Consider the following 11,440-nt stretch of genomic DNA (forward strand, 5'->3'; position numbering starts at 1 on the left):
GACAACCTCCGAGGAGCCCCTCCATGTCCCCTGACGCCTATCTTGAAATGGCCGAGACCGAAGCCGGCCACTGGTGGTTCCGCGGGCGGCGCGACATTCTCGCGACCGTCCTGGCGGGCTTGGCCCTGCCGCCCGATGCGTCGATCCTGGAAATCGGCTCGGGGACCGGCGGCAACCTTGCCATGCTTTCGCAGTTCGGCACGGTAAGCGCCGTGGAAATGGATGGCATCGCCTTGCAGCTGGCGCGTGAAAAGACCGGCAATCGCTACGACATCCGCTGCGGCAGGTGCCCGGACGACATGCCGTTTCCGGAAGGCAGCTTCGACCTGGTTTGCCTGCTGGATTGCCTGGAACATATTGCCGATGATGACGGCGCACTCGACTGCGCGGCGCGAATGCTGAAGCCAGGCGGAGCCGTGCTGGTCACCGTGCCGGCATACCAGTGGCTCTGGAGCCGCCACGACGTGTTCCTCCATCACCAGCGGCGTTACAGCAAGGGATCATTGCAGTCACTGGTCAGCTGTTGCGGCTTGCGCATGGAGCGGATCACCTACTTCAACACCTTGCTGTCGCCGCTGGCAGTCACCGCCCGCCTCGGCGACCGGTTGCGCGGCAGCACGAAGGCAAGCGGTGCCGGCGTGCCGGCCGAATCAGTCAACAACGCGCTGCACACACTATTCAGCGCGGAACGTCACTGGCTTTCCAGCCGGCCCCTGCCCTTCGGCATTTCGCTGATGGCAATCGTCCGCGCATCGTGAGCACGGCCGTCAGCACGGGCGAGTTCCGCCAGGTCGCGCGGTTCCTGGTATCCGGTGCAAGCTCGACCGGCGTCCATGTCGCCGTCGCCGCGACGCTCATCAGCGCAATAGGGACGTCACCGGTTACGGCAAACGGCGTGGCCTTCCTGTGCGCGACCGCCTGCTCCTATCTGCTCAACACGCTGTGGAGCTTTTCGTCTCGGCTGCACCACAGGACCCTTGGCCGCTTTGCCGGCGTATCGCTGCTCGGCCTGGGCCTGACGATGGGCATTTCGTGGAGCGCACAGTCCCTGGGCGCCAGCTATTGGGCCGGACTTGCCTGTGTGGTGGTGATGGTGCCCGTGTTCACCTACGTGGCGCACCGCAGCTGGACTTATCGGAAATAGGCCGGCCCGGCATCGGCCACGGCATCAGCGGCCGTTCCCGGCGTGCCCGCGCTCAAGCCGGATTACCCGCCGCCCGGACACCAGTTGCCGATCCTGGCCAAGCTCCTGGTAGCGGCGGCGGATCAGGTAGATCGGCCGCCCCTTGGCTTCATCGTAGATCCGGCCGATATACTCGCCCACCACGCCAAGCCCGATCAGCTGGATGCCACCCAGGAACAGCACGACCGAAAGCAGCGAGGCATAGCCGGGCACATCGACGCCGAATATCAGCGTCCGCGCCACGATGAAGGTGCCATAGACAAAGGCGATCGCGGCGATCAGCAGCCCGATATAGGTCCAGCTGCGCAACGGGAGCGTACTGAAGCTGGTGATGCCCTCAAGTGCAAGATTCCACAAGCGCCAGCCGGAGAACTTCGAGCGGCCAGCGCTGCGCGGCTCACGCTCGTAGCGGACGATTGCCGTCTTATAACCCACCCAGGCAAACAGGCCTTTCATGAAACGATGCCGTTCCGGCAACTGCTTGAGTGCATTGATCACCACCCGGTCCATCAGGCGGAAATCGCCGACATTCACGGGCAGCTGAAGGTCGGACAAGCGGTTATGGATGCTGTAATAGCTGGCCGCCGTCACGCGCTTTAGCCAGGAATCGCACGCGCGGCTGCTCCGCTGCGCCAGCACGACTTCGGCACCTTCGCGCCAGCGCGCGACCAGTTCGGGAATCAGTGAGGGCGGATCCTGCAGGTCCACGTCCATGGGAATCACGGCATCGCCCAGGGCTTCATCGAGCCCGGCAGTCAGTGCGGCTTCCTTGCCGAAATTGCGCGTCAGGTCCACTACGCGCACGCGCTCGTCGCGGTGCGCGCACGCAAGCATCTGGACGAGCGTATCGTCTGTGCTTCCGTCATTTACCAACACAATTTCGAAGCGGATGCGGTCAATGGATTCCAGGATCGGCACGACGCAATCGAAGAAGCTCGCGATGCTTGCCGACTCGTTGTAGCAAGGCACAACCAGTGAAAGCATTCTGACATCGTATGGGCCCGTCATGATCCTCTCCCCGATGCGGCGTGACTCACTGAAACGCCGCCAATGAACGCACTCCTGCGCGCCTGGTATTTGCCTTCCGTATTTATCTGGCGCCTGGTTCCGGAATAACTTGCCGGGCCCTGCGAAGGATTGCTGCCATGAGCAGCAACGTCACGACCGGCCCGACTTGGGGAATTTCTACCAATCGATTTATCCCCAGAAAAAACGGCAGAAGCCAGGCAGCCGACAGCAGCTCCCGCTCCCCTTTCATCCAGCCACGGCGCACGCCGTCGACCGTCAAACCGGCGATGGCGATACCCAGCCAGGTCAACTCATAAAACCACAGGTATGGGCTGACCAGAAGGGTGGCCACAGCCAACGCAGCGAAACGCAACTCCATCGGCACCTGACTTCGCCAGACCTTGACCAGGGTAAGGATGCCAAAGGCGGCCGAGAGAAACTGCGCGCAGTACGCGCTTGGGACCGGAGCACCAAACGTGCGCAGCATGGCAAATACTGTCGGACTTGCGTACCACGCACTGCTCCCTTGCTCCAGCACATGCGCCATGACAGAACTGCTGTTTGCGACAAACCCGGAGAAGGTTTCCCAACCAAACAGGGCAGAGCTCAGTGCAACCATTGCCAACGCTGTCGCCGCAGCGGCGAAGAATGCCGTCCATGCACGGGCAGAGATCAGCACGACCGGGAATACGATTGCAAGCTGCGGCTTTACGCATAACAAGCCGATGAGGACCCCGGCCAACGCCGGCCGACGCGTTAGCTGGATTAGGGACCATGCCGCAATTCCCGCGGTCAGCATGGCGTTCTGGCCAATCATTGCTGCCTCCAGCAGACCGGGAAATGCGAGCACGGGCAGCCACAACAAGTGGCGCGGTGCAGCGCGCAGATCCAGGATCTTCAGCAGCGCTGTGACATAGATGGCGGCCGTGCCGAAAATGAAAAGCAGGTAGCTCAAGGCGAATGGCAACAACGACAGAGGCAGGACCAGCAACAGGAATGTCGGTGGATATAGCCAAGGCAGATAGAAATTTCCATCGCCCTTGACCGCTCCGAAAGCCTTGATCACCGGCTCAAGCGCCGCATAGTCATACACCTTCGCCGCGCCGTCCTTCAGCGCCAGGTACGACGCACTCCAGAACACGGAATAGTCTCCGCCAGGGCGCACGACCCGGTCCGATGTGAAGCCCTTGCTTTCCCAGGCCCACAAGACCATGAACACCAGATAGACCAGCAGCATGGACAGGCTGTAGAAGCGCACGCGGCCCCGATCCAGCCAATGCCTGGACGTCGACGGATACAGCGCTGCCATCGAGCCATGCTCCATGTTGCTCATTGCTCCCCTCTCCTCGAAATGGCGCGCAAGGCAAAGCGGCCGCCTATCACGTCGATCTATTCTTGTCAGGCAGTCGCAAATAAACAAGCGACGCAGAAGAATCTGGCGAACCCCTTCATGTCAGCGCTCTGCGAATGTTTCAATCGTGAACGCAGAGCCGTTGCCAGCGTTTGCGGGCTTTCCTGTCGACGCCCGCACGATTTTCAGCCAGCACGCCTGGCCAGCAAGAGCGCCCGTTTCCAGAATGAAACGCTGGTAGTCGATGCGCCGGCCACCTGGCTCTACGACTTTAAGCCCGTGGAACCTGACGCGGCGACGCTGATGCCATCCAAAAGTAGTGGGCGGACTCATCCTTTTTCGGCGCGGACGGCCTCGATCCCATCTCAGTGGCCTACACCCACTTCGCGGCCAGGGAAATAAGCACGATTCCCCGCGGAAACGCTGGCATGGCTGCGGCAGCCCTCACCCCGGCGCCGCCACGCCAAAGCCATCGAAATCCCTTATGGATCAAGCCTTCCAACGGGGTGGCCCAGCTTTTGCGTTGGACTGCGTACCCGGCATGGAGCGGCACCATCCAGCGGGGATGCAGTAAGAGAGGCGCGCTGCCCGGTGACGGGGAGAGAAAGCCAATCAGAAACGGGGAACCGAGGTACTCGCAAATGATGGAAGCAGATCAAAGACATGCCCGGCGCATTCGTTCCCGCGAAACCATCGCATCGCGGGCACGCATGGGCTCTGCAGCTTCGGGGGGCTTCGACCTGAGCAAGCCGAGGGACCTCACGCTACGAAGGGCATCCAACCGTCCTCCTGGCGCACCAGGCTCAGCCCGGCAAATGCCGCAGAGGATCCGGGGCGGACAGTGGCCGTTTCATGACTGCGCCACCTGCGGACCGCCCGAAGCCCGTCGTCTTGCCAGTAGTTCATCCGCAATAGCAGTGCCCTCAACTGAAGGAGATTGTCATGCAAAAACTCATCGACAACACCAAGCGTTTCTTCACTGAAGAAGATGGCGTTACCGCAATCGAGTACGGCCTCATCGCCGCACTGATCGCGCTCCTGATCATTGCCGGTGCCACGCTTGTCGGTACCAAGCTGAGCACGGTCTTCGACAAGATCCAGAGCGCGCTGACTCCGGCAACGTAAGCCGGGTGAAGGGGAGCGCGAATGGCGTCCGGGCGACGGGATGCCGTTCGCGCAAGTCACCCTTACGAAAACATGTCCTCCACTGGAGAACCGTCATGTTCAGAAAGTTTGAAGGCGTGCTGGCTTTTGCTCGTGCCGACGAAGGCGTGACGGCGATCGAGTACGCCTTGATTGCCATGCTCATTGCACTGGTGATCATCGCCTCGGTCACAGCACTTGGACAGACGGTCCGCGACCTGTTCGACAGAGTCGCTGCAGCGATGCCGTGAGCACCGGAACAGAACCGGACGACCGATCATGCCCATCGAACTGACAACTCAAGCACCGTTTGTTGGCCCCTGCCTGATTGCCATCGTGCTGACGGCGGCGGCCTCGGATATCCAGCGGCGCCGCATTCCCAACTGGCTGACGTTCGGCGCATGGTTGCTTGCCTGCGCGGCCAACATCCACCTCCATGGATTCGGTGCAGGGATCGGGGTATGGGCCCTGGGCTGGCTGACTGGCCTGCTCCTCCTCCTGCCGTTCTACATGCTGCGGGGCATGGCCGCCGGCGACGTCAAGCTGATGGCTGCCGTCGGCGGCTGGCTAGGCTCGGGCATGGCCTTGCGCATTGCGCTGGCGACATTCGTACTGGGCGGGCTGTGGGGCCTGGCTGTCGCCTTGCGCTCCGGGCAAGGCGGCCAGCTGTTTCACAACGTGATCGGCCTTGGCAGGACGGGCCACCATGCAGCCTCGGTCGGCTCCCTGCCCTATGGCGTTGCCATCGCCGCCGGCACGGTCATCACGCTATTCATGAGTGCCTGATGCCTGCACAGTAGCTGCGCCATGGGTACGCGTGGACGATAACGACATCGAGTTTCGGGGGGACGGCAATGAACGAGCAACATGACACCGGGCATGCTCAGCGGCACCTGGAATCCGTTGCAGTCGGCAGGACTGGCGTCGACCATGGCACGCTGCCGCCTTGGCATGTGCTGCCGCGTAGCGTTGCCGATACCGGGCTTGAGACGGCGCAATTGCTAGGCCAGCTGATGAAGGCCGCCTACCTGCACCGCACCGTTACCCTCGCGGTGCTGACCGACACGCTGAAGCTGCCCGCTGTTGTCGTCAACGAAATCGCCACGATCGCGGTACGCGAGCGCCTGCTGGAAATCGCGCACCGCGGCGCCAGCGACCTCGACGTGCGCTTCCGCCTCACCGATGCCGGCTACACGCGCGCCGCCGAGGCTACCGCGCGCTGCAGCTACAACGGTCCGGCACCCGTCAGCCTCGATGCCTACATCGAAGCCGTCAAGCACCACTCGGTCAGCCACGGCTCCGTTACCAAGGCCGATGTCACCGCAGCCTTCCATGACCTCGTGATCCCGGTCCACCTGCTGGATGCGATCGGCATGGCCCTGAACACCTGCCGCGCGCTGATGATCTACGGCCCACCTGGCAGCGGCAAGACCTATCTGGCGCAGCGCCTGGGCATGCTGCTGCCGGGCGCCGTGCCGGTGCCGCATGCAATCACCGTGGCCGGCGAGATCATCCAGGTGTTCGACCCGCTGGTGCATGTGCCCTTCAGTGACAACGAGGCGTCGATGGCACACCGTTCGCTGGACCGCCGCTGGGTCCTGTGCCACCGCCCGGTGGTGCTTACCGGCGGCGAGCTTACGCTGGCCATGCTGGACCTGCGCTACGACCGCACCGCCGGCTTTTATCAGGCGCCGCCGCACATGAAAGCCAACAACGGCATCTACATCATCGATGACCTGGGCCGGCAGCTGGTGGGCGTCGATGACCTGCTCAATCGGTGGATCGTGCCGCTGGACCGCTCGGTCGACATGTTCACGCTGCAGACCGGCGTACGCTTTTCCGTGCCCTTCGACGTCTGGCCGGTGTTCTCGACCAACCTCGAGCCCTCGGCGCTCGGTGACGATGCCTTCCTGCGCCGCCTGGGCAGCAAGCTCTATGTAGGGCCACTGGCGATCGACGACTACCGCGAGGTGTACCAGCGCACCGCCGCGGATCTCGGACTGACCAGCGCCGACACCGCTTTCGAATTCCTGGTCGACAGCCTGCATTACGAAAGCGATACGCCGCTGATGGCCTGCCTGCCGCGCGACCTGCTGCGCCTGGTTGCGTCGGGCGTGCGCTATCACGGCCATGCTCCGCAGGTCACGCAGGAGGGACTGCTCGCCGCATGGCAAGCCTATTACGGATTGCGGACCTCGGCCGAAGGCATGCCATCGGCCGGTACTCATCGTCATCACTGGTCCATCGACCAGCGCGCGGCAAGCTGAACCGTACCAATCAACACGGAACTTCCAGGGGAGAGTCATCATGAAAAACACACGCGCAATCCTGATGCTACTGATTGCCCTGCTCGCCGGCGTGGCGGCTGTGGTATCGGCGTCGCGATGGCTGATGGAGCAGTCGTCCAGTTCCGTCAAACAAGTGGTGGTGGCCGCCAACGACCTGAACCTCGGGCAGCCGCTGAACGGCAGCCAGCTGCGCTTGGTCAACTGGCCCACCGCCAGCGTGCCGCCCGGCGCGTTCGAGGACCTGAAGCTGCTCGAAGGCCGCGTGGTCCGGACCAGCCTGCAGCGGGGCGAGCCGGTTCTCGACGCGAAGCTCGCACCCGTAGGCACCAAGGGCGGATTGTCCGCTGTCATCAACGACGGCAAGCGGGCCATCACGGTGCGCGTCAACGACGTGGTGGGCGTGGCCGGCTTCGCGCTGCCGGGCAACTACGTCGACGTGATCGTCAATACCAATGAGGAAGCCAAGACCACGCAGAACAACAGCATCTCGAAGATCGTGCTCGAGAAGATCCTGGTGCTGGCCGTGGCCCAGCAGGTCAGCCGCGACGACACCCAGCCGAAGGTGGTCAACGCAGTGACGCTGGAAGTCACGCCCGACCAGGCCGAGAAGCTGGACGTGGCGCGCAGCGTGGGAACCCTGTCGCTGGTGCTGCGCAACCAGATGGACGTGGCCGACATCAATACCGGCGGCGCGACCAAGGGCACGCTGCTGGGCAAGGCGCCGGAAGCGCCCCAGGTCAAGGTGGTCACGCAGACGCAGACGCGCACCGTGGTCAAGACCCGTACGGTGGCCGCGCAGCCGCACTCGGGCAACTGTGTCGGCGTATTGGCAGGCATCCAGGGCGGCATCGAGTGCTTCTGATCTCGTAGCGCACGGTATCCACGAATTTCGAGCTGCAACACAGCCTTCTCCGGGGGGAGATTCAAAATGAACCAGAAACGATCCGAAGCCGCCAGCGGCACCCGCATCCTGGTGCTGGCTGCCATCCTCTGCACACCGCTGGCCGCCGCGGCACAAGCCGCCATCGAAGCCGGCAACGTGGGCAAGGCCACCGTGCCCGCGGCGGCCAAGGCGCCCCAGGCGCCGATGCAGATGACCATCAGCATGGCGCCAGCGGGCACGGCACCCGCCGGGGCTGGGGCGCCGGTGCCTGCCGCGGATGCGCGCGGACCCAATTGCACCGGTTCGGTCCGGGCTGAGTCGAGCGTGATAGTGCCGGTCGGCAAGTCGCAGCTGATCACGCTGCAGGAACCGGTAAAGAACCGAACGCTCGGCAACCCGAACGTGGTGCAGGCCACGATGGTCTCGGCACAGACGCTCTATGTGCTGGGGCGCGCGGTGGGAACCACCAACATGATCGTGCAGGGCCGCAGCGGCAGTTGCAGCATCATCAATGTGATAGTCAACGCCGATGCCGGCGGGCTGCAGACATCGCTCGGCCAGCTCCTGCCCGGCGAACCCGGCATCAAGGTCATGACGGCCGCCGACAACCTGGTGTTGACGGGCAGCGTCACCAATTCGCAGTCGGCCCAGCAAGCCATGGAGATTGCGCAGGCCTATGCCAATGCGGCGCAAGCCGGCGGTGGCGACGCCACCAAGAAAGGCGGTGTGCTGAACATGCTGTCCGTCGATACGCCACAACAGGTGATGCTCGAAGTGAAGGTGGCGGAGGTCTCGAAGACGCTGCTGAACCAGCTTGGCTCCTCGGTGAACCTGCAAGGCGGCTTCGGCTCCTGGACCGGCGGCCTGGTGACGTCGCTGCTGACCGGCGCCTCGGGGGCGATCTTCGGCAGCAAGGCCAACAACAAGCCGTTCCAGTTTGCCATTGACGCGCAGAAGAACGACAGCCTGGTGAAGATCCTTGCCGAGCCAAACCTCGTCACCATCAGCGGCCAGGAAGCCAGCTTCCTCGCCGGCGGGAAGATCTACATCCCGGTGGCGCAGGCCAACGTGCTGAACGGCGCCGGCACCGTCACGCTGCAGGAAGAAGAGTTCGGCGTGGGCCTGAAGTTCACGCCCACGGTGCTCGCCAACGGCCGCATCCACCTGAAGGTGGCACCGGAAGTATCCGAGCTGTCGCCGACCGGCGCCACGGTCAGTGGCAGCAGCCTGGCGGGCCAGACTGTCTTGCCGCTCATCACCACCCGCCGCGCCTCCACCACGGTGCAGATGCGTGATGGCGAAAGCTTCGCCATTGGCGGCCTGCTGCAGGACAGCGCGCGCGGCTCGCTCAAGGCGCTGCCGGGTGCCGGCGAAGTGCCGGTGCTGGGCACGCTGTTCCGCAGCACGCAGTACCAGCAGGATCTGACCGAACTGGTGTTCATCATCACGCCGCGCCTGGTCAAGCCGATGGCGACCAACAACTACCCGCTGCCGACAGACAGCTTCGCCACGCCTGACCCGTTCTCGCTGTACTTCATGGGCAATATGGAAGGCCACCGCAATGCGCCGCCCGCCCCGGCCCCGTCGCAACCGGCCGCTCCGGCTCCGGCAGCAGCGCCCGCCACCGCGCCGTCGGCGCCGCGCAGCGAAGCCAATCCGGCCACGTCGATCTCGGCCACGCCGAATGGCCGGCCGCTGGAACAGCCTTCCACGGCGGCAGCGCCGTCCCCGGCGACGCCGCCCGCACCGGCCCCAACGGCCCCGCAGCCGGTGGCCGCCGCACCCAGGGCGCCCGCTGCACCAGCGCGCAGCGTGGCGGCGCTGCCGCCGCCGGAGGACTCGGCCGCGCGCATCGCGCGCATCGAAGCCACCGCCGCGCGCCTGGCGCTGGCGCGGACGGCCGGCACGGCCAACGGCACCGCGTCGGGCAGCAACTGAGCCGCCGCGCCACAGCAAACAGGAGAGCAACCATGAGCAAGATCTCGAAGCTTCCGCGCAGCACCGCCCTGGTGGCGGGCGCCCTGTCCTGCCTCGGACTGTCGGCCTGCATGACAACCACCCCGGTGTGGGATGGCCAGCGGGGCGTGGCACTCGCCACGGTCAACCAGATGCAGATCATCAACCCCGACGCGCCGGCCGGCCTGCCGACTGTCACTGGCACCGACGGCAAGACGGCGGTGGCGGCGATGCGGAACTTTGACCGCTCGCTGATCCGCATGCAGACGACCGGCGCCACGACCGGGGGCTTCGGCATCGACTTCGGCGCGGGCGGCTACGGCGGCGTCGGCATGGGTGGCGGCGGTAGCCGCTGAGCCCGCCGCAGCACATCTTCACTCCGGACCCAGGCAACCAGAACAGAGACACACGAGGACATCATGCTGAAGATCCTGATTGCATCCGAGGACGCCGAACGGCTGGCTGAGATCAGCCGACTCTGTGCCGCCGTCGGGAACTTCCGAGCCATGTCGCTTCAGGAAGGCCTGGCCCGCTTCCCGCTCCATGCTGGTCGGCTGCGCATGGCGGACATGCTGGTCGTGGAGGTGCCGGACCTGGGGCCGGCGCAGATGCTGTCGATCGAGGCCCTGCGCCAGCAACACACCGACCTGCCCTGCATCCTGGTCACGCAGTCGCCCAGCCCCGACGTGTTGATCAAGGCGATGCGCGCCGGCATCCGCGATGTGCTGTCGTGGCCGCTGGACAAGGCACAGCTGGCCGAGGCCCTGAGGCGGATCGAAGCCACCCACGTGCCGCGCGCGCAGGAAGCCGCCCAGGTCATTTCGCTGATTGCCTGCAAGGGCGGCGTGGGCACCAGCTTCGTCACCACCAATCTCGGCGACATGCTTGCCAGGCAACATGGCAAGCGCGTGCTGGTGGTAGACCTGAACCGGCACTTCGGCGACCTGACCCACATCGTCAGCGACAAGACCCCGCCGTCGACGCTGCCCGACGTGTGCGACCAGGTCGACCGCCTGGATGCTGCTTTCCTTGATAACTGCGTGGTCCACGTAGACAGTGGCTTTGACCTGCTGGCAGGAGCAACGGACCCGGTCTCGGCCACGAAGATCCAGAAGGACAAGCTCGAGTGGATCTTGTCCGTCGCGCAGCCGAACTATGACTTCATCCTGTTCGACATGGGCCAGAGCATCGATCCCTTGTCGATCAGCATGCTGGACCACAGCGAGCGCATCTACGTGGTGACGGAGCCCTCTGTCGCGTGCGGGCGACCAAGCCGCCGCCTGCTCGACATCCTGCACGCCCTGCACTACCCGGCGGGTAAGGTCCAGGTTGTACTGAATCGCATGGGCCGCAAGAACGAAGTGCCGCGCGCGACCATGGAAGAAATCCTCGGCATGAAGGTGACGCTCACCCTGCCCGACGACCCGTCGGCGGTGGACGAAGCCGTCAGCCACGGCGAACCGGTTGGCAAGCTGAGCCGGCGCAGCACCATCACGCGGGCGCTGCAGGCCATGGCTGCACAACTGGCCACACCGTCCGAGAGCAACCGTCTTAGCAAAGGCCCGGCCGTATCGCCGCTGCGACGCCTGATGTTGCGCACCAAGAGCACCTGACGACGGCCGCCTGGC

The 11,440-nt window shown here is 64.5% G+C and carries 12 protein-coding genes; 10 read left to right on the plus strand and 2 right to left on the minus strand.

Annotated features, from left to right (window positions below; genetic code table 11):
* The first annotated feature begins 23 nt into the window (after nucleotides 1-23).
* Together AC3FKH_RS13100 and AC3FKH_RS13105 are read left to right on the plus strand one after the other, a co-directional pair.
* Nucleotides 24-758 carry a class I SAM-dependent methyltransferase gene (locus AC3FKH_RS13100; protein ID WP_488676075.1) on the plus strand — a complete coding sequence of 245 codons (735 nt, stop codon included), beginning with the start codon at nucleotides 24-26 and terminating at the stop codon, nucleotides 756-758.
* Nucleotides 755-1,144 (plus strand): GtrA family protein, encoded by a 390-nt coding sequence (locus tag AC3FKH_RS13105; protein WP_488676076.1) that lies wholly within the window; start codon nucleotides 755-757, stop codon nucleotides 1,142-1,144. Before AC3FKH_RS13100 ends, AC3FKH_RS13105 begins: the two co-directional genes overlap by 4 nt.
* Nucleotides 1,145-1,168: 24 nt before the next feature.
* On the opposite strand, the gene AC3FKH_RS13110 is transcribed toward AC3FKH_RS13105, so the two are convergent.
* Nucleotides 1,169-2,191, minus strand: a complete 1,023-nt coding sequence (locus AC3FKH_RS13110; RefSeq protein ID WP_488676078.1) for a glycosyltransferase family 2 protein — start codon at nucleotides 2,189-2,191, stop codon at nucleotides 1,169-1,171.
* 82 nt (nucleotides 2,192-2,273) lie between these two features.
* Nucleotides 2,274-3,524: a glycosyltransferase family 87 protein gene (locus tag AC3FKH_RS13115; RefSeq protein ID WP_488676080.1), complete on the minus strand. Its 1,251-nt coding sequence runs from the start codon at nucleotides 3,522-3,524 to the stop codon at nucleotides 2,274-2,276.
* Nucleotides 3,525-4,484: 960 nt separating this feature from the next.
* On the opposite strand from AC3FKH_RS13115, the gene AC3FKH_RS13120 reads away from it, so the two are divergent.
* The 8 genes from AC3FKH_RS13120 to AC3FKH_RS13155 all read left to right on the plus strand — a co-directional run bounded on the left by AC3FKH_RS13120 (nucleotide 4,485) and on the right by AC3FKH_RS13155 (nucleotide 11,425).
* Nucleotides 4,485-4,667 (plus strand): Flp family type IVb pilin, encoded by a 183-nt coding sequence (locus tag AC3FKH_RS13120; protein ID WP_488676081.1) that lies wholly within the window; start codon nucleotides 4,485-4,487, stop codon nucleotides 4,665-4,667.
* A 95-nt stretch (nucleotides 4,668-4,762) separates the two neighbouring features.
* A complete protein-coding gene (locus tag AC3FKH_RS13125) occupies nucleotides 4,763-4,936 on the plus strand; it encodes a Flp family type IVb pilin (protein ID WP_488676082.1) in 174 nt (57 codons plus the stop codon).
* Between the two features lie 28 nt (nucleotides 4,937-4,964).
* Nucleotides 4,965-5,471: an A24 family peptidase gene (locus AC3FKH_RS13130; protein WP_488676084.1), complete on the plus strand. Its 507-nt coding sequence runs from the start codon at nucleotides 4,965-4,967 to the stop codon at nucleotides 5,469-5,471.
* Nucleotides 5,472-5,539: 68 nt separating this feature from the next.
* Complete coding sequence (locus AC3FKH_RS13135; protein WP_488676086.1) at nucleotides 5,540-6,952, plus strand: DUF8689 domain-containing protein; 1,413 nt, start codon at nucleotides 5,540-5,542, stop codon at nucleotides 6,950-6,952.
* 40 nt (nucleotides 6,953-6,992) lie between these two features.
* Nucleotides 6,993-7,835 (plus strand): Flp pilus assembly protein CpaB, encoded by an 843-nt coding sequence (gene cpaB / locus AC3FKH_RS13140; protein ID WP_488676088.1) that lies wholly within the window; start codon nucleotides 6,993-6,995, stop codon nucleotides 7,833-7,835.
* 66 nt (nucleotides 7,836-7,901) lie between these two features.
* A complete protein-coding gene (locus AC3FKH_RS13145) occupies nucleotides 7,902-9,794 on the plus strand; it encodes a type II and III secretion system protein family protein (RefSeq protein WP_488676090.1) in 1,893 nt (630 codons plus the stop codon).
* Nucleotides 9,795-9,826: 32 nt separating this feature from the next.
* The gene (locus tag AC3FKH_RS13150; RefSeq protein WP_488676092.1) at nucleotides 9,827-10,168 is read left to right on the plus strand and encodes a hypothetical protein; all 342 of its coding nucleotides are present in this window, start codon (nucleotides 9,827-9,829) and stop codon (nucleotides 10,166-10,168) included.
* 63 nt (nucleotides 10,169-10,231) lie between these two features.
* On the plus strand, nucleotides 10,232-11,425 hold the full coding sequence (locus tag AC3FKH_RS13155; protein WP_488676094.1) for a CpaE/TadZ family protein: 1,194 nt from the start codon (nucleotides 10,232-10,234) through the stop codon (nucleotides 11,423-11,425).
* Nucleotides 11,426-11,440: the final 15 nt, after the last annotated feature.

This window comes from Cupriavidus sp. 21MJTG02-4, from assembly GCF_057798975.1.